Below are 22,401 nucleotides of genomic sequence, written 5' to 3'. Positions count from 1 at the left end.
TAATTTTTATTTTGTGTACTCATAGAACCCTTTTCCAGTTTTCCTTCCAAGATATCCTGCTATGACCATATTTTTTAGCCTTTCCGGAGGTATGTATGCATCTCCATATGCTTTGTTAAATGACTTCAATACGTCATAGACAATATCCAGCCCGACATAATCGCCAAGTTCAAATGGGCCCATTGGAAAACCTGCTCCTTTCTTCATTCCTATATCAACCGATTTTTCATCTGCTATGCCTTCCTCAACTATTTTTATTGCTTCATTTATAAGTTGTATTAATATCCTGTTCACGATGAATCCCGATCTTTCCTTCGCTTTTACCGGAACCATTGTATCCCTGTGGTTTCTCAATCCAGAAATAAGTGAATATGCGGTTTCAACAGTTTTACTCCCAGTCTGGAGAGCCGGTACAATCTCAACCAGTGGCATTGTGTATGGAGGATTGAAGAAGTGGATAATGATATTATTCTCCGGATATTTATAATTGGCTGCCATCTCTGTTATACTCAGGGATGAGGTATTGGAAGCAAGAATCGTATTTTCACCAAAATAACCGGATAGTTCCCTGAACAGATCGTTCTTGATTTCCTGTTTTTCGAAAACAGCCTCTATTACAAGCCCACACTGTGACAGTTCTTTGTATGATTCAACCGGATGTATATTGGAAATAATTCCATCTATATCGAGCTGCTTGCCAAGATTCTTTTTAATACTATTTTTCTGGGTTTCCGTAAGTTCTATCCCATTTCTTTCTATTCTCTTTATTTCCTTGTCGGGCATGGAATCCATATATGATTGATAATCTTCCAGCACCTTTCTCACATGGGAAATACCCCTGTTGACATATTCCATATTCTGGTCTTTTAAATATACACTGTAACCATTAAAAGCAAATACCTCGGCAATAGAAGAACCCATTGCTCCTGCACCTATTATTCCTATTTTTTCTATCAATTTAACACCGCCATTTCATTTTCACTGGATATATAAAATTTTGCAGAATGACAATAGGGAATGCTAAGAAATACTGTATAGCACTTGTCATAACAGAAAATAGATAGCTATGTTAAGAAGCTAAATACCACAGACTTAAACTATTCTCCATTTAACATTCACATATATTTTATCGGCCAGATATGATAAGCTGAAACTGTATATAGCTGATATCTGACATACTCCCTAAAGTGTGTGGACTTTCAGCTAAGAGATGGTAAAGTACATTAAAATAATGAAAGAAAAACTATAAATTAAATTTGTATTTAGCTGTATGGTTAAATTGATTTTATTTGATATAGACGGTACATTAATGGAAGAATCTCCCACCCATACTGCAGCTTTTGATTACGTATGCAAAGAAATTTACGGCGTGGATACAGATATAGAATCATTCCCGAGGCATGGGATGACCGATACTGGCATTATGTATGGATTATTGAAAAAACAGGGAATTCAAGAAGTAGAAATTAAAGCTAAACTGGATATTGCATTTCAGGCTTTGATAGGCTATGTATCAACTAACCTTCAACCTGCAGACTATAAATTGCTTGACAATGTTAAAAATATGCTTGATGCGGTAAAGGTTAATGGGTATATCTCTGGTATCCTTACAGGGAATCTACAGCCTATTGCTGAAATACGGCTCCAGCATGCTGGTATAGAAGAGTATTTTCTTACCGGTGGGTATGGAAGTGATAGTATAATAAGGTCGAAACTTGTTGACTATGCAATACAGAGATATGGAAAGAATATTAACAGATCTGAAATTTATCTTATAGGGGATACTCCGCTGGATATAAAGGCTGCAAGGGAGGCTTCAACCAGGGCTGTAGGCATTGCTACTGGTGTATATCCTATCACCGATTTGAATGGAGCTGATCTGACCCTGAAAAATTTTAAAGATATAAATAAATTAATTGATTTCCTTAAAAATTAATTATCCATTGATGCTTTTTCCAGGCTCTCCCTTCTTAATTCCGGCCCCAGCACCACTTCAGCAAGCCCACCTATAATTAATACTATCATTACATTTACGCGTTCATCCTGGAGCTAAACGCTGGCTTTCTCCTAAGGGATCGTAATTCATTTTTTAGTTTGCATATGGCACTCACAAATTTATATCAGTAAATGGCAGGATAATATTTTCCCTGGACTTCGCTTTTAAAGTTGAAACCGTTTTATCTGTAAGATGTACCGGCACCAATTTCTTTGCATGGCTCTCGCTGAAACCTCTCAATACAGATGAATATGTTGAGTGTTTGGATAGTTTAGCTATTTCAGCGTCCTGATCTGTAAACGTCATCTCATGTAAAAATATGTCCGCCTTTTCCCCTACCTGTGCGATATTATCATTATAAGCGGTATCCCCTGTATAAGCTATAGTATTACCATGATATTCCAGCCTGTACATATTGTCAGGAATGCTGTGATTCCCTACAAATGCTTCAATATAATCATTTTTAACCTTATCCGTAAACTTTGTTTTAACTTCATATATCTCTCCATTGTTGTTTATTTCAACATAATTAGATTTCATGCTAAACATATAATGGTCAGGAGTGTTATATATCTTCAAGAGCTGTTCAGTATTTTTCATTATTCCCTTCGGGCCAAGGATTATTACTTCATCTTTTGCTTCTCTGGCTGCCCTATACCAGAGTATTTCAGCAAGTCCACCATAATGGTCAAGATGCATGTGGCTAATCAGTATTTTATCCACCTGTACCGGGTCGATCCCACTTTCAAGCATAGATTCTATTGTATGCGGACCACAGTCCAGAAGAATGTGGCCATCAATTATCATGGAAACATTTCTTTTCCCTGCCTGAATATGGGAAGACCAGTTTCCGAGAAATTTTATCTCCATGGAAAATTACCTCCTTCATAGATATTTGCAATTTTTGACATAGGACATTAAAGGCAATTTCCTAATTAATTGTTTTCCCATTTCTATTATAAGTTCATACATTATTATAGAAAATTAATGACGGAAAAGAACTTTTTATATTTTATTTTAATTACCAGGAATGAGATTAAAGCCATTTCATGTGATGGTTGTTATATTTATATTGATATTTGTAACCGTGTTTCCGGTTCATGCATCTGATGGATTTAATAATGCTATATCACCCACATATATTTCTGGAGATAAAACTACTACACAGGTCAGCAATGTCTCCAACGGCGGTGTAAATATTGTTACTTCAAGTTCTACCCCTTCTTACTATATTGAAAACGAAAGCGCGTGTAATAGCACTGAATATACATTTAACGTAACCGGCGGGATAAACCCGGATAACAATGGTGGTACGGAAAATTATATTATTTTAAAACAGGAGAACAAAACACTTTTTAGCATTTCGTATGGGAGAAAGGATACAATTACAACTGTTTCCGGTTCACAGGATTATAATGGGATATTAAATCTGTCCGGGGAGAATATAATGTATAGTGTCCATATAATAATGAACAACGATATACAAAACCATGCCCTTATCTGGGAAGGAAAAGAACCGGCAATCCCCCACGTTATTGCCCTTAAAAATTCCTATAATCCTGGCAATATATCATTCATGTTTGGTGGACAATTCTCAAATCAAACTATAGGAAAATTATCGGTTAAGCATTATACTGGCCTTCTACTTCCAGGTAGCCAGAACACACATAAATTAACATATAAAAAATCTTTCATCTTAAACCCTGCACCTATTAAAAAGAATCAGACTGCCTTTTTAGATTCCAGCTTAAATTCCATAATTTATATTCACTATAAGGGCGTAATTGAACGTTATAATTATTATACAAATAATTACTCAACTCTTGGGGAGATACACAATTTCCAGACTGAAAATATATCATCTATCCAATCCGGGAGCCATTATATCTATTATACGTGGAACAATTCATTTACCAGTATATACACAATTAATAAAACTGATCTGAGTGTGGAAAACTATACTTATAGAAACTATAATATGACACATCTACTATTTTTCAATGGAAACTATGTATTTTATAATCTGAACGGGGATATGACCTTTGCAAATGGGGATAAGATCAATATTGCCAATGTTTCCATCCTGAAAGTTAATGTTTCCAGGGCCATTAACATTATAGCCAAGAATAAAACCGGCATTGAGAGCTATACCGTTACTGTAGATGGCCAGATTTTAAACACCGGTGAGCAGGGAATAACGGGACATTATAACATTAAATATTTCTATATCAACAATGGGATTTCATCATACTTTGAGAGGGGCAACTTATCAAGGTCTATAAATGGTTATTTATACTATCATTTTTCATATATTGCAAATAATATAGGCATTGATAATGGCAATATTGTACAAAGCAGCCAGGGTAGTGTGGAGGCACTTGGAGTTAATGCTCCGGATACCATGTCTTCATCAAATGGGACAATTATAGCCGCGAATGGACAGAACATAGAACTCTATAGCAATTTCACAATAGCATCGCCGTATAAGATTACTATCAGGTCTGTTAATGAAAAAGTGGAATTCAACAGCACAATATTAACTCTGGATATAAACTCAGGTTTACCATACCATATCGTAGCTGTAGCATTAAACAAAACATACAATACCAATAACAGCACCCTAAACCTTACATTTACAGGCATTCACAGCGGGTATTACACCATAGATTTTATGGCGGCGAACATTGCAGGGTATACATATAATAGTAGCTATGTTTTTCAGTATAACGATAGCAAATACATATCGAATAATACTGTTACTGCAATAAATAACGTAAGAATAATAAATGACAATGGCAAATTCTATGTTAAAATTAATGGAAACCTAATAGCCAATGCAACCATTGCGTGGTATGTAAATGGTAAATACTCTAATACAGGAAAAAGCCTTACAACAAAATTGAGCACAGGAATTGATAAAATATCTGTAAAAATAACTGATGGCGGGAAAACATATACAGATTCGAGGATTGTTTATTATACTGGAAACCTGCCATATTACGCCGGGTTTACAGGTGTTTTTGCCATACTCGCCATATTTCTGTTCGAAACTCTTTATTTCAATAATAAAAACGTTGATGAGCTGATAATAGAATTAAACGGTTCTACACTGAAAAAAATACTGAAATCAGGTCGCAGGAAGAGAATTAGCGGGAAATTGATCAGGTCCAGAATAAAGGCACTTAATATATCCGGTAAAATATCGATAGAAAGGGATATGGATAACCATAAATTTATTTTTGCAGATAAATCATTTATAAAATCGACCAGGGAGCCGGTTCACGGGAATAGAAATTCAGAAAATAATAATGGATTTAAGTAATTTTATCTGTATTACCTGATTTTCCGGTAAATGCAAAAATAATTAAATATATTAATATTATGATATTATGAAAATACTTGTTGTTGGGGCCAACAATTTCGGTCAAAAACATCTTTCCGGAATAAAGGGCATGGAAATAAGCATAGTAGAAAGAAAACCAGAAGTTATAGAAAAAACCGTGGAAAAATTCAAAATAGAGAATGTTTACAGCAGCTTCGAAGATGCAATAAAAGACCGCTTTGAAATAGTTGACCTGGTGGTACCCCATTATCTCCATAAGGAAATGGCTATAAAGGCCATGGAAGCTGGCAGCAATGTCCTTGTAGAGAAACCTATTGCCACTACACTGGATGACGGTGAGGCCATGATACGGGCGTCAAAGGATTACGGGGTAAAATTTATGGTTACAGACCAGTATTTCTTCGACCCATCGGTAAGGGCGGCTGTTAAATTTATAAGAGAAAATAGGATAGGAAGGATAAACACCATAATAGTTCGTGACCAGAGATTTTTTGAACATGGAGGCTGGAGAACCGATAAGGATCAAATGGGTGGAGGTGCCCTTATAGATGGGGGAATCCATTTTCTAGATACATTATTGAATTTTGGAGGGAACTATGAAAGCATTCATGGAAAAAGCATCCACGGAGGGTCTATTCTTAATGGTGAAGACAACACCGCTGCCTTATTCAAATTTGAAAATGGCACCTACGGATTATTTTTCTATTCATGGTCATACAGAAACCCGCCTGAATTGCCAGCATTTGAGATAATAGGCGAAAAAGGTTCCATATATGAGGATGTTAAATCCAGAACTTCCTGGGAAGTTGGAACACCTGTAAGGACTGTGTATGGCGACCTGATAGTCAATGGCGAGAATGCAAATGTGAAAAAGTATGATGTATATACCGCTGAAATAATGGAATTTGCGGATAGTGTCAAAAATAATACTGAGGTTCCTTTCCCTCCAGAATTAGCACTGCGGGATTTGAAAGCGGTACTGGACATATATAAGCTTTAAAAGAATGAATATATAAAAATTTAATATTATATTTTTTTAAAAATGTAGTGTGTTGCATAATTAATAGGCATGTGTCATCCCCCTCATAATATTGTAATTAACAACCTTAAGAGCTAATTCCTGTATAATATACTCTATTTTCTTAGCTTTAATAACCTCTGTCATTACTCTTTTTAATCCTGAAAAATATATTTCTACAATCCACCTTTTACCATAGCTATTATTCTCCTTCCACTGTTCCATGGAATTCTTTTTTATAAATCTTACAATCTTGGCCCTTGTGGATGAACCTCTGGATTTAGTAGAGGCATTTTTCCTGGGGGGTATTACTGCATTATATCCGAACATATTGTAGATATATTTTGAATCATATCCCCTATCCCCAAATATTCTTAGAATATTATTTTTCATTTTACTCAATAGTTTTCTAGCAGCTTTAGAATCATGTGTATGCTCATCTGTTATAGTGAATGATAATACATTAACATCCTTCAATGATATTATTACATGTAATTTGAGCCACCCCTTCCTTTTCTTATGCCATTTATGGCCTAAGTAATCTCCCCTTATTGTTATTTTATATCCAGTAGAATCTATAATGCAATCCAGTTTATTGTTAATATTATTCAATTCAGGCTTAATTCTCCTTATCCTCCTGAATATTTCACTGTATGATATTGATTTTATTCCTGTTATAATCGCTAAGGATCTCAATATCCCTTCAAGTGACCTGAACGGTACATTAAATATAGATCTTAATCTCGCTAAATACATTATCAATGCATCGGGTACTTTGTATGGATGGCCTATTTTTCCACTATTCTTTTCCTCTAATAGAGTATCATAATCCTTTATAAATGACAGATCTGTAAGGTATTCCACCCTGTCTACAAGTGATTCATTATACTTTTCCCATCTTCTGTTGGAACCAATCCAGTATCTTTTTATACTTCTATTTATTTTATTATTGATTTGTGGTGTCAAAGCAAATCGCCCCTATATTTCACTATATAGGGGTTTACCTTTTAAGTTTTAAATTTATTATGGAATAATTATTAAATTAGAATGAATTATGCAACACACTATTAAAAATGGTAAATTTATTGTGTGAGAAGTTCCAGTAAAGTTTCGGAGATCTTTTTCTCGTTTTCACTTATTTTATCAGCTGGCAATTGTTCTCCTGTTACCAGATTTCCGTATGCAAGATGCACTGAAAGAGCTTTAACTCCCCTTAATTTAGCTATAAAGTAAAGCCCCGCACCTTCCAGTTCCACTGCAATATTCCCATCCTTTGCCAGTTTCTGGGCGAATTCCTTATTATGGGTCATCAGGGCATCGCTGGTAAATACATTTCCCACAACAGGCCCGAGCCCTGCAGCCGAAAGTTTTTCCTCTTCAGCCTTGAGCATCCCGTAATCCGGTGTCAAAGCTATTGAATACTCATCTCCAAGATACTGTTTGAATACTCCGCCAAAGTTATAAGAATATCCTATGGGCAGTATTGATGTTCCAGGCTTTACCTTATCAGACACAGAGAAGGATGAACCGAAACGCACAATTTGTTTTGCACCCATTCCTATTAAATCATCCACAACAAGTGCCATGGATGGAATTCCTATTCCATGAAATACTGTTGTAATTTTCTTACCGTTGTACTCTCCTGTATATGTATGATAACCTGCAAATTCAGACACTTTCTCCGTATTTTTCAGGTATGAATTGATAATTTTCTGCCTGTCCAGATTTCCCAGTATAACTACCTTATCACTTATCTGACCTTTTTCAGCTTTTATTATTGCCATGATAATGAATTACAATTTAACCCATATATATTATGTAGTTGCATACATAACGGCAAAATTTAAAATACTATCCAGATATATACTTATTAATTGACTATAATCCGTTATAATGTAAAATTTTTGCGCATAAATAGTAAAGTTTATAAGTGGTAAAATTGGCATCTGCCCTGTTCATATTGAAAAAAGTTTTATGGAAGTTTGCGTTTAAATAAATATGTACGATGACATAATTCCACTTCAAACAAGCTTGCAGAATAATAAGAAAGATTATGCAATAGCCACTGTAATTAAAACAGCGGGATCATCAATAGCCAAACCGGGCTTCAAGATTCTCGCATCCGGCAAAAACATTTTATACGGTACACTGGGAAGCCCCTCACTTGATAAGGTTGTTCTAGGTGAATTAAATGCTTCCATTGAAAAACAGGAAACAAAATACCTTAAAATTGCACTGGATAAGGACAATAAAACCTCGGATTATTCCATGAATACTACATGTGGTGGAATGATAGAATTATTCATTGAGCCATATGTACACCGACGTAACATAGTAATGCTTGTGGAATCCAATGATGATAAGCTTCTTGAAGCTATGATGGGGCTTATGGATTATACCGGCATGGAGCCCGTTGTAATCAATATAAACAAGAAGGAAGAAACTGACAAACTCATGTCGGAGGATTACAGTGAAGACTTTGTGGTTCTTCTAACCAAGACTGAGAACGAAATAAAATTCATATCACATTTTCTTAAAAATAAGCCGGTGTATCTCTCCATAGTTTCAAGCAAAAACAGATTCAATAAGGACATAGAACAGGTTAAAACTCAGTACCCTGGACTTGATACCTCCCTGATAAAATGCCCTGCAGGAATAGATATAAAAGCTATTACCATAAATGAAATTGCCATCAGCATAGTTGCTGAAATCATAAAAGAGAAAAATTTACACCATATAAAATAAATTAATTTTCACTGTACGTTGCCATATTTCCGGGCCCTTCGTGGATAGTAACCTTTAACCTGAAATTTTCCATCAGGCCCAGTAGTTTTGCAAATATTTTATCATAACAGTATTTTGCTATGAATTCCGCTGTGTCAGCAGAATAAGGAAAGGCAAAAATGTCTGATCGGGACATTGTGCCCCTGTATTTGCCCCTTACATAAATATCTATAAAGCCGGGGTTTTCATTTTGCCTTATATCATCTTCAGGTATCATGAATTTATGGTCCATGTCCTCTATCACAGGCTTTATTGCCTGCTTTACTATGGTGAAATCAATTGCCATTCCACTGCTTTTTACCCCATCGGAGTCTATTATAACATCTATAGAATAATCGTGGCCATGGAAATTTTTGCACTTTTCATTATCAGGAACGTAATGGCCAGAACTCCATGTTAAACCCTTCAATGCGCCTACAACCTCAATCCTGTACATTTTACTCACCCATCATCTTCAATGCTTCATTCTTGAGCGATTCCAGTTCAGTCTTTACCACATCGCTATATTTTACAGATGAAGTTACCATGGTTGCACTTTCCTGCTTAACCCCCCGCATCATCATGCACATATGCTGCCCATTGGCCGTGACCATGACAAAGAGCGGATTTAAATTATCATAAAGCAAATTTACTATTTCGGATGTCATGTTTTCCTGTAGCTGTGGTTTGCTTGCTATTTTATTTACAGAACGTACCAGTTTACTCACCCCTGCTATGTATCCGCCGGGGCGTGGAAGGTATGCTATATTTATATTTCCGAAAAAGGGCAGCAGATGATGAGAACACATTGAATAAAATGATATATTTTTGACAATTACCATGCTCTCGTGCCCGGTAATTTTAAACTTTGTGAAAGTGAAATTCCTTGCTCCGTACCATTCTCTGTAGAAATTTTCAATGCGGCGTGGAGTATTTTTAAGTTCCTCATCATTGAACCACCCGTATTCTTCATGCAGGTTATAAACCAGAGCCTTTATGCTTTCTTTTAATATATCTCTACTATTTTCTTCCATTTATACCCCCCTTATTTCCCCGTATATGTATTTATGTTCCTGAAGCATCAACCGTGCGTTTGAAGGTGCCTTATCAATAAACGCGTCTGCAAGCATCTTTATGTCTGTGCCGTATACAGGCTGTACTACTATTTTCACATTTTTGCCTATCTTTTCAATTTCTTCCATTGCAACATTGAAGTCATTTAAATCGTTTACGACAAATTTTATATAATCGCCTTCTTCCATGTATGAAATATTTTTATCATTGAATTTTCTGTACATCCCTGATGATGGAAGCTTGAAATCTATATCCTTCTTAACTTTTACATGGTTGGGCAAAAAACGCCCTATGTCCAGGCTGCCTGAGGTTTCCAGCAGTATATTATATTCCTCTGAAAGCCTGTCCACAAGAACAGAAATATCCTTCTGAAGCAGTGGCTCTCCACCTGTCAGGCAGATCCAGGATGCTCCATGCCCACTATTAATATTCCTGGCTGATTCAACTATTTCATCTATTGACATTTCTTTCCCTTCGTAAAAGGAGTACTTTGTATCACACCATGAACACCTGAGGTTGCAGTATTCCGTACGTATGAAAACCATCTTTTCACCGGAATAAAGACCTTCCCCCTGAATGCTGAGAAATATTTCATTTATATACATTTTTAAAAACCTTAAATAAGGGCTATTAATGAATTTCCAGTTCATTCAGTGTTGATTCAGGGTTGTATTTTCTGGTGAACTCTATGTTATCAAATTTAGTTATTTTAACTTCCATCAATGGGTCAGCAATTCCCGAGAAAAAGTGCCCGCCATAAAGGCCATGGTCTTTTCTTGCCACTCCTATATGTATGTGGAACCTGTTTTTGTCATTTGCAATTGAACCATGGAATGCCACAAGCTCTGATCTGTCCTCTATTAGCAATTCATCATATTTGTTTATATTCCAGTACCCGATTTTCAAATTTTTTATCATGCCTATGCCCATATCAATGAATCCTGTTTTAATTGAGTATTTTTCAACAAGAATATTTAAATTGGACAGAACATCTTCATTAGCTTCAAATTTAGCCACTATTATATTATTTTCAGCATTAGATTGCATGAATGCAGATACTTTAAATGTATTAATTCTTTGTTATGCCAACAACCCAGAGGAACATAGTAACAGCAAAAGACATTCCCAGAACTATGGATAATATATCGATAGGGAGCACATGTGCAAGATAAAGCTTGAAGTGCGATATAATATAACTTACTTCTATTACGGTAATTATGCCTATTATTATATTCACTTTTATCAGGTTTTTAACCCGCTTATTTTCCACGCCTTCAGTATATAATAATTGAATATAATTTTAAGGATTGTAAATGTATAACTTCAATAATATAGAAATAGCAAAAAAATTTATCCAGTAATTCCGGAAACAAATAGTTCATGGACTCCTGTATTTCCTGTAAGTTCCGGATGGAATGTCAAAGCCATTATATTTCCTTCTCTCACAATAACAGGTTTTCCATTTTCTAAACCAAGCACTTCTGAATTCCCGGTAGATTCAATCTCAGGAGCGCGGATGAACACGGCATCAAAGTTTCCTATTCCGGATATGTTTATTTTCTGTATGAACGAATTGATCTGCCTTCCATAGGCGTTTCTTTTTATGGATATATCGATAAGGTTCATGCCTTCCACCTGTTTGTCGCCTGTATCCCTGGAAACGAGTATTGCGCCTGCACATGTACCCATAATATGTAGGCCCGAATGTGCCATTTCAACAATCTTTTCATACATTCCTGATTTTTTGAGAAGCATGTATATAACTGTGCTTTCGCCACCAGGTATAATTAACCCGGATATGCCAGCAAGGTCATTTACAGTTTTAACCATAACTGGAACAGCATGGTATTTCCCGGGCAATCGTTTTATCATCTGGAAATGCTCAGACACATCTCCCTGTATATCCAGTATTCCGATTTTCATAAATATTCAAAAATAATTTATCTGTTTTGAAGTTTTTCTATCTCAGATATGTCAAGCCCATGCATGCCCTCAAGCCCGGATGAAACATCTGAAAGCAATTTATAGTCCTCATAATTTTCAGTTGCTTCAACTATTGCTTCGGCCATCTTCTGTGGATTTTTGGATTTGAATATTCCGCTTCCCACAAATACTCCATCCATGCCCATTTTCATCATCAGTGCAGCATCGGCAGGTGTAGCAATTCCACCGGCAGCAAAGTTAACCAGTGGCAGCCTCTTCATATGCTTTATCTCCTTTAATACCTTAAATATCTGATTGGATATTTCCCTGAAATCCATTCCATAATATACATTATCATATGGCATTTCCTTATCTGCACCGTAAAGGTCTGATGCTGTCAGGTTTCTCAAAGTGGTGTAGCTTTTCGATATGTTTTCGGCAACCGCGTACATTTCGTCTGATGTGATGGAATTCAATATGTATATACCATCGTTAACAGTGCGAATATGCCTGACTGCTTCTATTATATTTCCTGTTCCCGCTTCTCCCTTTGTCCTTATCATTGCTGCGCCTTCAAATATCCTCCTCACTGCTTCTGGAAAAGTCCTTGCACCGCATACAACCGGAACTTTATACATTTTTTTATTTATATGGTAAAATGGATCTGCAGGAGTGAGCACTTCGCTCTCATCAAGCATATCAACACCCAGTGATTCCAGTATTGAAGCTTCGCTTAAATGCCCTATCCTGACTTTAGCCATAACAGGTATAGAAACAGAATCAAGGATTTCTTTAACCTTAAGTGGATCTGACATCCTTGCAACTCCACCCTGGGCACGTATATCTGAAGGAACCCTTTCCAGTGCCATTACGGAAACTGCACCTGCTTTTTCGGCGATTTTTGCCTGTTCAGCATTGGTAACATCCATAACAACACCTCCCTTTGTCATTTTAGCAAATCCGCGTTTTAATAATTCATCCCCATATTTTAACTTCTGTAAGTCCAGCATAATAAAACTATATAATAATTACATATTTACACTTTCCCGATGTATCTATATCTTTGAATACTTTCGGGATAATACAAAAATATTTAATTTGAAAGGCTATACCAATCTATGGACAAGAAGATTTCTATTATTGGCGCAGGAGCAGTAGGTGCAAGTGTAGCACAGGTTCTGGCTATCAAGAATATCGCAGATATAAACATTTTTGATATTGTTGAGGGCGTTGCAGAGGGAAAAGCACTGGATATACAGGAAGGAGCACCACATTTTGGCTTTGATTGCAAATTGCATGGATTTTGCACCCAGGACCCTAAGGAATATGCAAATTTAAAAGGTTCAGATGTAATAGTAGTTACAGCCGGGCTTGCAAGAAGGCCAGGAATGAGCAGGGACGATCTTCTGGTAAAGAATATAGGAATAATGAAGGATGTTGGGGAACAGATTAAGAAATATTCACCGGATTCAATAATAGTTGCTGTAACAAATCCAGCAGATATAATGGCATACGCATTGCAGAAGGCATCCGGAATTAGCCCCGAGAGAATAATAGGATTGGGCGGATCACTGGACAGTTCCAGATTCAGGACTTTCTTGGCTGAAGCACTTAATGTATCTGTAAAAGATGTAAATGCCTTCGTAATAGGTGGCCATGGTGACGATATGGTTCCGTTTATACATTACTCCAGCGTTTCAGGAATACCCATATCCGATCTTCTTAGCGAAGAGAAAATACAGGAAATCATTAAAAGAACCAGATTTGGAGGAGGCGAGATACTTAACCTTTACAAAACAGGAACAGCGTTCTATGCACCATCAATATCCATTTCTGTAATGGTTGAATCTGTAATTAACGATCAGCACAGGGTGATTCCATGCGCAGCATACCTTACAGGAAAACATGCAGAAAATTATAAAGTCAGCAACGCCTTTATCGGAGTTCCAATAAAAATTGGAAAGAATGGTGTTGAGGAAATATATGATTTAAAATTCAGTGAAGCGGATGCAAAGGAATGGATGAAGAGCGTGGAATCTGTAAAGAAAAACAACAAACTTGCAGATGATTACTTCGCATCACACTGATAATTCGTATAAAACAAAAATATTATATTTTATTTCATTATAACATTACATAAAAAATATATACTGGTGATAATTTCATGGAAAAAAAAGAATATGATGCAGTTATTTTAGGAGGTGGGCTAGCCGGATTAATGGCTGCCAATATGGTTGCGGCAGCTGGTTTTACTGTTGCTGTAGTTTCGAAGGTTTTTCCAACACGTTCGCATTCTTCAGCTGCAGAAGGAGGCATAGCAGCCTACATTATGGGTAATTCTGACCCGAATGATGATCCTGATTTTATGTCCTATGACGAGGTCAAGGGAGGAGATTATCTGGTAGATCAGGACGCTGCTGAATTGCTGTCCAAAAAGTCTGGTGAGATAGTTAATTTGCTGGATGCGTGGGGAGCCCCTTTTAACAGGCAACCCGATGGAAGGATAGCATTAAGGTATTTTGGAGGGCAAACCTATCCAAGGACAAGATTTATTGCGGATAAAACCGGAATGGCATTGTTGCATACCCTTTTCGAGCATTCAACGGGATTTAAGAATATTGATTTTTACAATGAATATTACGTCCTTGACATTGCAAGAGAAGGCGATAGTGTAAATGGGCTTGTAGCAATGGAAATGAAAACACTTGATCCCATATACCTGAAATCAAGGGCATTGCTCATAGCATCAGGTGGAATAGGCATGATGTACAAACATTCAACAAACAGTTACATCAACACTGGTGATGGGCATGGCATAGCATTGAGGTCCGGTGTGGCACTTAAGGACCCGGAATTTGTACAGTTCCACCCAACCGGGCTTTATCCATCCGATATACTGATCAGCGAAGCGGCAAGGGCTGAGGGTGCAATATTAAAAAATAACAAGGGAGAAAGATTCATGGCACGCTATGCACCACATAAGTTTGACCTTGCACCCAGGGATATTGTTTCCAGGTCCATGGCAATTGAAATCCGTGAGGGCAGAGGATTCGAAGGCGGATATTTAGGCCTTGACCTCAGGCATCTGGGAAAGAAATACATTCTGGAAAGATTGACACTGGCATACGATGCAGCAAAGAACTTCTCAGGCGTGGATGCTGCTGAAGAGATGATACCGGTAAGGCCGGCACAGCATTACTTCATGGGTGGCATAGATGTTGACATAACAGGAACTAACCATGACCTGAAAGGCGTATTTGCAGCCGGAGAAGCCGCATGTGTTTCTGTGCATGGTGCTAACAGGCTGGGTTCAAATTCACTTCTGGAAACCCTTGTATATGGAAGGGAGACCGGGAATGCCATGGTAGAATACCTTAAATCCCATAAAAAAATAGAGTCAAACAGTGACGTGGAAAAGCTGGTAGATAATGCCTATGCCTACATAAAGAGAGAAAGCGGCGAGCATTTCGGTGTCCTGACAGAGGAACTCAGGGATATCATGTGGGACAACGTTGGCATATTCAGGGACAAGGACAGGTTATCACAGGCTATTTCGAAAATAAAAGATCTGAGAACAAGATCAAGGTCCATGTATGTCACGGACAAATCAACAAATTACAACACAGAACTATTCAACGCGCTGGAAACAAGGAATATGATCGATGTTGCATATGCTATGGCTACTGGAGCATTGAACAGGACAGAAACAAGGGGTGCACACTTCAGGGACGATTTCCCTGAAAGGAATGATAAGGACTGGATGAAGCATACCATAACATATCTTGCCGGAGATGAAATAAAAATAACGTACAAGCCTGTTACGTATACAAGGTGGAAACCTGAAGCGAGGGTGTATTAAATGGAAGAAAAAGAAATAACCGTGAATGTTAAAAAATATAATGAGAAAGACGGTGCATTCTGGAAGTCCTACAAACTTAGTGTGGATAAATATACACAGATGACGGAGGTTCTTAGAAGGATAAAGTCCGAACAGGATCCTTCACTGGCTTACCGTGCATCCTGCCATATGGCTGTTTGTGGAAGCTGTTCAATGAAAATAAATGGTGTTCCATCTCTGGCATGCAGGACAATAGCTTTGCAGGCTACAGATGATAAGAATGAAATTAATCTGGAGAGCATGGACTATTATCCAGGAGTCAGAGATCTTATAACAGATATAGACGTGTTTTACGACAAGATGTACAAGGTAATGCCGAGACTGGTAGCCGATAATTCCGTACTTTCAGGGGAAAATGAACAGAGGATGACCCCTGAAGACCAGACTGAAGTATGGAAATTTGAAGAATGTATTTACTGTGGCCTTTGCGTCTCTGCATGCCCGTCTGTAAAGGAAGATGAACAGTTCCTGGGTCCTGCTGCCCACGCAAAGGGATTCAGGTTCGTGGATGATGAAAGGGACACAAAGAAGCAGGAAAGGTTAGACCTTTTAATGGACAGTGCATACAGATGTACTTCATGTTATATGTGCTATGAGGTGTGCCCCCAGGATGTACAGCCAGTAATTGCAATAAAGAAAACAAAGAACTATCTTGACGAATACAAAGGAAATACTGCGATAACAGTTGCGGCAAGAAAGCATGACGATGCCATAGAAAATCTTATATCGTCAACAGGAAAAATAAAAGAATCAACACTATTTTTGAAAAGTTTCGGATTTGGTGAAGCAATGAGGGATGCGGTAGACATGCTGAAAGCAGGCAAATTCAAATACGCATTCGAGAAAGATTCCAAAGTTAAAAATATGGATGAAATAAAAAAATTAATGGGTGAAAAGAAATGAAGGTAGCATATTATCCGGGATGTGCATCCCACGGAATAGCGAAAGATGTTGATATAGCCACACAGTTAATAGCAAAGGATCTTGACCTTGAGTTAATGGAGGTTGACGACTGGAACTGCTGTGGTGGAGGATTTATGGATGATAAAAATGAATCATCACATACATCCTTGAATCTTAGAAACCTTGAGAAGGTAGAAAAAATGGGGTATGACAAAATGGCAACTCCGTGCAGTGTCTGCCTTAATTCACACAAAATGGCAGTTGACAAATATGAAAACGACCCTGTTCTAAAAGAAGATGTTGACCAGAGATTAAAAAACGCCAATATGGAGGAATACGATAACGGGGTTGAATCTGAACACTTTATATGGGTATTAATAAGGGACGTTGGAATAGAAAACATCAGGAAACATGTTAAAAGACCCTTAACAAATATCAAGGTTGGAACGTATTACGGATGCCAGTTGCTGAGGCCTTCAAATGTAATGGGATTCGAATCTGCATTCAATCCACACAGTGTAATGGACCTTGTAGCCGCAACCGGTGCAACACCCGTAGCTTTCCCGATGAAGTCAGCATGCTGTGGTTTTCCCCTGATGGGATCAAACCCAACTGTGGCACTGAAAATGGCGAACAACGTACTCAGCAGTGCAAGGGACAATGGTTCGGAAATGCTTGTCCACCCATGCTCACTTTGCCACCTGCAGCTTGATGTTACACAGACTAAGATACAGAGGGAGTTTAAACAGGACTGGAGGCTCCCTGCACTATACATAACACAGCTTATCGGGCTTTCATTCGGTTATTCGCCAAAGGAACTGGGATTGTCAAAAATGTCAATGGAATATCTTAGTTCAAGAGGCATATCATGAACTACGACGACCTTCTAAAAGGTACTGAAATAACAGGCAAATCGGAAATTCCACCCAGACCGGGTGAAGCCCCATTTGCCACTGAAATTTATTATAAAAAAGATGACCTTTTCTATGGGAAACTCCATGTACGAAAATTAAACAATGCTATGTACCTGTCAGTAATTTCTAAAATTCCATTTAACTGGAAACAGCTTGTAGGAGATATGAAATTCTCCGGCACTATGGTTGACTCCGCCGGAGGACTCCTATGGCTAAAGGAAAGTGAGAAAACACTTGCCCAGGATCTTGCTTACATTGAGCAATATCTTACAGATATGAAAAACAAGGATGCTAAAAACAAAGACTCTAAGAAATAGGCTATTAATAATATTTTTTTAATTATGAAACAGTAATTTTATTTACACTCTAAAAAATTTATTTATGGAATTAAAAAAATTAATTTTATAATTCTATATCGTTTTCAGAGAATGTCTTTATGGGGTCTACTATTGTATACCCATCCCTATCGGAAACATCCTGCAATGCGGGCGGGTATTTCAGGTAATCTGGAATTACACCTGCAAGCCTTTTGGTATAGCTCGGTATTGTATTGTTCTCATAGAATATTCCAATGGGTATGTGGTCTCCCCATTCCAGAGATTTCCTGTAGCCTCTGTCGAATTTTGCCTCATCCTCTTCCTTGCTGTTAACAACAGGGTCCCATGATTTGTCATCCTCAAGTTTGTACACTCTCTGCCTGTACCAGTCAAGTGTGTTAACATCATTGTATGTAGGGCATGGCTGAAGCACTTCTATTACTGCTGAACCCTCGTGTTTTATTGCTCTCTGGATTAATTCTGAAAGCTGCTTTATCTCTGATGAGAACGCCCTTGCAACAAATGAGTATCCTGATGCCATTGCAAGCGTAATAGGATTAATTTTTCCCAATATGTTTGGCCTTGGAAGGCTTTTTACCTTTTCTCCCAGCGGGAGTGTTGGTGCTGCCTGTCCTTTTGTTAATCCGTATACTGAATTATTGTACAGTAAGACTTTTACTCCTGAGTTTCTCCTTCCTTCACCTACAAAATGGCCGGCTCCGATACTGAGCAGGTCTCCATCGCCGCCCATAACGAGTACGTTAAGGTTTGGATTGGCGAGTTTTACACCCACTGCATATGGAATTGCCCTTCCGTGAAGGGTATGTGTTCCGGCTATGTTTAGATAGTGGGGTGTTTTTCCAGAGCATCCTATACCGGATACTGCTACAACATCTTGAGGATCCATTTTCATAGCTGACAAAGCCTGTGTTACCGCACTTACTATACCAAAGTCACCACATCCAGGGCACCAATCTATTGTTATATTGTTCCTGAAGTTGTAACCACTACCCTTATCTGATACGCTTTTTTGCATTTTTACCACCTTATGAACCTTCCTGGAGTACTTCCAGGGCTGGTTTCTTTTCCATTATATTCTTTGTTGACCTTAAAATTTCGTCCAGGGTCATATGCCTGCCATTATATTTCAAAATGAAATTTTCTATTTTTATGCCGGTATTCATTCTTATTACCTTTGCAGCCTGTGCAGTCATATTGCTTTCAACATCTATTATAAGATGGGAATTTTTCAGTACCTTCTCAACATATTCTGCAGGGAAAGGCTCGAACATTCTCAGGTATAAGAGGTTAGCTGATACGCCCTGCTTCTTGAGCTCGTCTATTGCGTCAAGCAGCAAGCTTTTCTGGCTTCCCCATGTAATATATGTTATATCTGCATTTTTATCACCGTAAAGTACGACCTTGTCTTCAAGAGGTATCTCATTGTCTGCTGTAATGAGTTTCTGCATCCTCTTTTCCATCATTCTATCTCTCATTTTTGTATCCTCTGTAACATGGCCAAGCTCATCATGCTCATCGCCAGTCATCCAGAATATATCCTTTCCGAATACTCCGTATGGAGATATGCCGTCCTCAGTATTTAAGGAATACCTTTTAAAGTTTTCATGGTCTGTGTTTTCATTGTATTTTACAATCTTTACCTTTTTAACATCTATTTCTGGCACAAGATCCATTGTATTTGCAAGGGTTTTGTCTATCATATGTATAACCGGCATCTGGTACCTCTGTGCATAATTTAAAGACTTCATCCCATCGTATATGCATTCTTCCATATCGCCGGATGACATGACTATCTTCGGGAATTCACCATGGCCTGTGTTCAACGCGAACAGTAAATCTGCCTGCCCGTTCCTGGTTGGCAAACCGGTTGATGGCCCGCCACGCTGGTAAAATGTAATCACAACAGGTATTTCTGTCATTCCTGCATAGCCTATACCCTCTGCCATCAATGAGAAACCTGGCCCGGATGTTGCTGTTGCAGTTCTGGTGCCTGTTAATGCTGCACCATTTGCCATGTTTATTGCTGAAAGTTCATCTTCGCACTGTACTACTACTAAACCTGCTTTTTTCAGGTCTTTTCCAGCGGTTTCAAGGAATTTCATCTCTTCATGGCTTTCCAGCAATGTGCTTTCATCACTGGCAGGTGTAATCGGGTAATATGTCTGGAATCTTAATCCACCCATCAACTTGCCAAGAGCTGTTGAATCGTTGCCGGTTAACAGCATTCTTGGAGGTGCTGGATATGTTGGAAGTGTTTCAACCTTAATTGATGAATTCTCCACATAATCATATGCAGCCTTTATTACATTTATATTGGACTCAATTACTTTCGGCTTCTTCTTAAAAGCGAATTTAATACCATCATTTGCATGGTATATGTCAAGTCCAAGCAATGCAAGTGTTGTCCCGGCTCCCAAAGTATTATAATACCGGTTTGCCGGCCCACCGTGGACATTCTCATTTATGAGTTTATCGAATGGTATTGCAATTACATCAATGCCTGTCTTTTTAAAATAATCCAGAACTCCCTGTACATCATAGGTAAGATTTCTTGATGAAAGTTCTTCCTCAATTCTGCCAAGTGTATCAGATGTGATCATTCTGGCATTTTTCAGATTAAATCCGTTAAAAGCTGAATCATATACCACTCTTGATCCCTTTGCAACATCGAACATGTGTTCAAATAATGTATCCGGATCAAGAGCCACCATTATATCCACCGGATATTTCAGTGATTTTGGCCTTTCGTGCTTTATTCTAAAATGTATGTAGCTATGCCTTCCTTTAATATTGGAATGGAATTCCCTTATCCCGTAAATATTATAGCCGGCCAATGAAAATGCCATACTAATCATATTTGCAGCACTATCTATTCCTCCGCCTTGTGGACCTCCCACAAGAAGATTGATATCAGTTTCCTGCATTGTTATCCTATGATAAGCCTAATTTAATTTAAAAACTTTATCATCGGATTATAAGTATGAAATTTTAAATAGGTACTTTTTTTATTACAAAAATCTGATTTTTCTGTAGATAAATTGAATTTTTTATATATATTTTAACCATTCCATGACGGGATCGTCGTCTATCATGTCCATTTCTGTCTTGCCAAATGCAGATATGGTTACGAATTTAGTAAAATAAGCTACACCATCTTCTATGTATCCATACATTACGTGCTCTACAGATTCTCCTTCCGGAAAATGCGCTTCAGCTTCAGGTGCATTCGGTACAAAATGAAGGTCGAATTTATCTCCATCGGTGTAAAGCCTGTATGATGAATTTTCCATTACATAATTTTTCAGTGTTTCAAAATTAATATTTGGTTTCATAAAATGAAATTAAATCAAAATATATAAATATAACATATTTCCAATTATTTCTGCAACAATGATGGTATGTCATCAGGATAATTGGCAACTTTTATTCCGGCATCTTTAAATGCTTTGATTTTAGAATCTGCAGTTCCTGTGCCTTTCTCTATAATTGCACCTGCATGGCCCATCTTCTTTCCTGGTGGGGCGCTGATTCCTGTTATATACCCTGTTACCGGTTTCTTTACATATTTTTTGATATATTCTGCTGCCTTTTCCTCCTCGCTTCCCCCGATTTCACCAACAAGGACAATCTGCTTTGTCTGCGGGTCTTCGTTGAATATTTTAATTATATCTGAGAAAGTTGTTCCAATTATCGGGTCTCCTCCAAGGCCTATTACTGTGCTTTCACCGAATCCTGCATCTGTAACCGCCTTAACTATTTCATATGTAAGCGTCCCGCTTCTTGAAGCTACAGCTACATCCCCTACGCGGAATATATTATTTGGCATGATCCCTATTTTAGCCTGCCCGGCAACTGTTATTCCTGGGCTATTTGGCCCTATCATGAAAACACCCTTTCTCCTTGCCTCATGGTAAAGTTCCATTGTATCGTGTACCGGCACATGTTCTGTAAGTATGTATATTAATTTTATGCCATTTTCTATTGCTTCCAGGGCAGCATCCTTTACAAATGGAGCCGGAACAGATATCATCGAAGCATCTGGCTTCAGATCCAGTGTGTCTGCCACATTATTGTAAACATCTACACCGTTGACTTTTGTTCCGGCTTTTCCCGGAGAAACGCCGGCTACAACATTTGTGCCGAACTTTATCATTTCGCCTGAATGGAATGCTCCCTGATGTCCTGTCATTCCCTGGACTATTACCTTTGTTTCCTTGCTTATTATAACCAT

The 22,401-nt window shown here is 37.9% G+C and carries 24 protein-coding genes; 9 read left to right on the top strand and 15 right to left on the bottom strand.

Annotated features, from left to right (window positions below):
• Positions 1-6: 6 nt before the first annotated feature.
• Complete coding sequence (locus fad_RS03605) at positions 7-957, bottom strand: 3-hydroxyacyl-CoA dehydrogenase family protein (RefSeq protein WP_081141864.1); 951 nt, start codon at positions 955-957, stop codon at positions 7-9.
• 313 nt (positions 958-1,270) lie between these two features.
• Here fad_RS03605 and fad_RS03600 point away from each other — a divergent pair, with 313 nt between their 5' ends.
• A complete protein-coding gene (locus fad_RS03600; RefSeq protein ID WP_081141856.1) occupies positions 1,271-1,936 on the top strand; it encodes an HAD family hydrolase in 666 nt (221 codons plus the stop codon).
• A gap of 171 nt (positions 1,937-2,107) precedes the next feature.
• Here the strand turns inward: fad_RS03600 and fad_RS03595 are convergent, their stop codons facing one another.
• Positions 2,108-2,866, bottom strand: a complete 759-nt coding sequence (locus fad_RS03595) for an MBL fold metallo-hydrolase (RefSeq protein WP_081141855.1) — start codon at positions 2,864-2,866, stop codon at positions 2,108-2,110.
• A 160-nt stretch (positions 2,867-3,026) separates the two neighbouring features.
• Between fad_RS03595 and fad_RS03590 the strand changes: the two genes are divergently transcribed.
• Both fad_RS03590 and fad_RS03585 read left to right on the top strand, forming a co-directional pair.
• Positions 3,027-5,318, top strand: coding sequence for a hypothetical protein (locus fad_RS03590; protein WP_081141854.1), 2,292 nt, complete (start codon positions 3,027-3,029; stop codon positions 5,316-5,318).
• Positions 5,319-5,385: 67 nt separating this feature from the next.
• Positions 5,386-6,339, top strand: a complete 954-nt coding sequence (locus fad_RS03585; protein ID WP_081141853.1) for a Gfo/Idh/MocA family protein — start codon at positions 5,386-5,388, stop codon at positions 6,337-6,339.
• Between the two features lie 60 nt (positions 6,340-6,399).
• On the opposite strand, the gene fad_RS03580 is transcribed toward fad_RS03585, so the two are convergent.
• Both fad_RS03580 and fad_RS03575 read right to left on the bottom strand, forming a co-directional pair.
• Complete coding sequence (locus tag fad_RS03580) at positions 6,400-7,323, bottom strand: IS5-like element ISFac2 family transposase (protein ID WP_009887387.1); 924 nt, start codon at positions 7,321-7,323, stop codon at positions 6,400-6,402.
• Positions 7,324-7,439: 116 nt separating this feature from the next.
• Positions 7,440-8,141, bottom strand: a complete 702-nt coding sequence (locus fad_RS03575; RefSeq protein WP_081141852.1) for a phosphorylase family protein — start codon at positions 8,139-8,141, stop codon at positions 7,440-7,442.
• Positions 8,142-8,355: 214 nt separating this feature from the next.
• Between fad_RS03575 and fad_RS03570 the strand changes: the two genes are divergently transcribed.
• A complete protein-coding gene (locus fad_RS03570) occupies positions 8,356-9,102 on the top strand; it encodes an XdhC family protein (protein WP_081141851.1) in 747 nt (248 codons plus the stop codon).
• Position 9,103: 1 nt separating this feature from the next.
• Here fad_RS03570 and fad_RS03565 read toward each other — a convergent pair whose 3' ends face one another.
• The 7 genes from fad_RS03565 to pdxS form a co-directional block, all read right to left on the bottom strand.
• Positions 9,104-9,577 carry a 6-pyruvoyl trahydropterin synthase family protein gene (locus fad_RS03565; protein ID WP_081141850.1) on the bottom strand — a complete coding sequence of 158 codons (474 nt, stop codon included), beginning with the start codon at positions 9,575-9,577 and terminating at the stop codon, positions 9,104-9,106.
• Position 9,578: 1 nt separating this feature from the next.
• Positions 9,579-10,154, bottom strand: a complete 576-nt coding sequence (gene folE, locus fad_RS03560; protein WP_081141849.1) for a GTP cyclohydrolase I — start codon at positions 10,152-10,154, stop codon at positions 9,579-9,581.
• Positions 10,155-10,799 carry a 7-carboxy-7-deazaguanine synthase QueE gene (locus fad_RS03555; RefSeq protein WP_196795617.1) on the bottom strand — a complete coding sequence of 215 codons (645 nt, stop codon included), beginning with the start codon at positions 10,797-10,799 and terminating at the stop codon, positions 10,155-10,157.
• A gap of 25 nt (positions 10,800-10,824) precedes the next feature.
• Complete coding sequence (locus fad_RS03550; protein ID WP_081141847.1) at positions 10,825-11,241, bottom strand: PPC domain-containing DNA-binding protein; 417 nt, start codon at positions 11,239-11,241, stop codon at positions 10,825-10,827.
• Positions 11,242-11,263: 22 nt separating this feature from the next.
• Positions 11,264-11,464 (bottom strand): hypothetical protein, encoded by a 201-nt coding sequence (locus tag fad_RS03545; RefSeq protein WP_081141846.1) that lies wholly within the window; start codon positions 11,462-11,464, stop codon positions 11,264-11,266.
• 80 nt (positions 11,465-11,544) lie between these two features.
• Positions 11,545-12,117, bottom strand: a complete 573-nt coding sequence (gene pdxT / locus fad_RS03540; RefSeq protein ID WP_081141844.1) for a pyridoxal 5'-phosphate synthase glutaminase subunit PdxT — start codon at positions 12,115-12,117, stop codon at positions 11,545-11,547.
• A 17-nt stretch (positions 12,118-12,134) separates the two neighbouring features.
• Positions 12,135-13,127: a pyridoxal 5'-phosphate synthase lyase subunit PdxS gene (gene pdxS, locus fad_RS03535; protein WP_081141843.1), complete on the bottom strand. Its 993-nt coding sequence runs from the start codon at positions 13,125-13,127 to the stop codon at positions 12,135-12,137.
• A gap of 108 nt (positions 13,128-13,235) precedes the next feature.
• Between pdxS and mdh the strand changes: the two genes are divergently transcribed.
• From mdh to fad_RS03510, 5 genes are all read left to right on the top strand, one after another.
• The gene (gene mdh / locus fad_RS03530) at positions 13,236-14,204 is read left to right on the top strand and encodes a malate dehydrogenase (protein ID WP_081141841.1); all 969 of its coding nucleotides are present in this window, start codon (positions 13,236-13,238) and stop codon (positions 14,202-14,204) included.
• Positions 14,205-14,281: 77 nt separating this feature from the next.
• A complete protein-coding gene (locus tag fad_RS03525) occupies positions 14,282-15,976 on the top strand; it encodes a succinate dehydrogenase flavoprotein subunit (RefSeq protein WP_081141840.1) in 1,695 nt (564 codons plus the stop codon).
• Positions 15,977-16,918, top strand: coding sequence for a succinate dehydrogenase/fumarate reductase iron-sulfur subunit (locus tag fad_RS03520; protein WP_081141838.1), 942 nt, complete (start codon positions 15,977-15,979; stop codon positions 16,916-16,918).
• A complete protein-coding gene (locus fad_RS03515) occupies positions 16,915-17,790 on the top strand; it encodes a CoB--CoM heterodisulfide reductase iron-sulfur subunit B family protein (RefSeq protein WP_081141837.1) in 876 nt (291 codons plus the stop codon). Before fad_RS03520 ends, fad_RS03515 begins: the two co-directional genes overlap by 4 nt.
• Entirely contained in the window at positions 17,787-18,149 is a 363-nt protein-coding gene (locus fad_RS03510) for a hypothetical protein (RefSeq protein ID WP_081141835.1), read from the top strand. The genes fad_RS03515 and fad_RS03510 overlap by 4 nt, the downstream gene beginning before the upstream one ends.
• Before the next feature lie 85 nt (positions 18,150-18,234).
• Here the strand turns inward: fad_RS03510 and fad_RS03505 are convergent, their stop codons facing one another.
• From fad_RS03505 to sucD, 4 genes are all read right to left on the bottom strand, one after another.
• Positions 18,235-19,185, bottom strand: a complete 951-nt coding sequence (locus tag fad_RS03505) for a 2-oxoacid:ferredoxin oxidoreductase subunit beta (protein WP_081143149.1) — start codon at positions 19,183-19,185, stop codon at positions 18,235-18,237.
• 10 nt (positions 19,186-19,195) lie between these two features.
• Positions 19,196-21,094 (bottom strand): 2-oxoacid:ferredoxin oxidoreductase subunit alpha, encoded by a 1,899-nt coding sequence (locus tag fad_RS03500; RefSeq protein WP_081141834.1) that lies wholly within the window; start codon positions 21,092-21,094, stop codon positions 19,196-19,198.
• A 123-nt stretch (positions 21,095-21,217) separates the two neighbouring features.
• Positions 21,218-21,502, bottom strand: a complete 285-nt coding sequence (locus fad_RS03495) for a hypothetical protein (protein WP_081141824.1) — start codon at positions 21,500-21,502, stop codon at positions 21,218-21,220.
• Between the two features lie 44 nt (positions 21,503-21,546).
• Positions 21,547-22,401 carry a succinate--CoA ligase subunit alpha gene (gene sucD / locus fad_RS03490; RefSeq protein WP_081141823.1) on the bottom strand — a complete coding sequence of 285 codons (855 nt, stop codon included), beginning with the start codon at positions 22,399-22,401 and terminating at the stop codon, positions 21,547-21,549.

The organism is Ferroplasma acidiphilum (assembly GCF_002078355.1).
Taxonomy (GTDB): Archaea; Thermoplasmatota; Thermoplasmata; order Thermoplasmatales; family Thermoplasmataceae; genus Ferroplasma; species Ferroplasma acidiphilum.
This window is presented reverse-complemented; position numbering and strand designations above follow the sequence as displayed.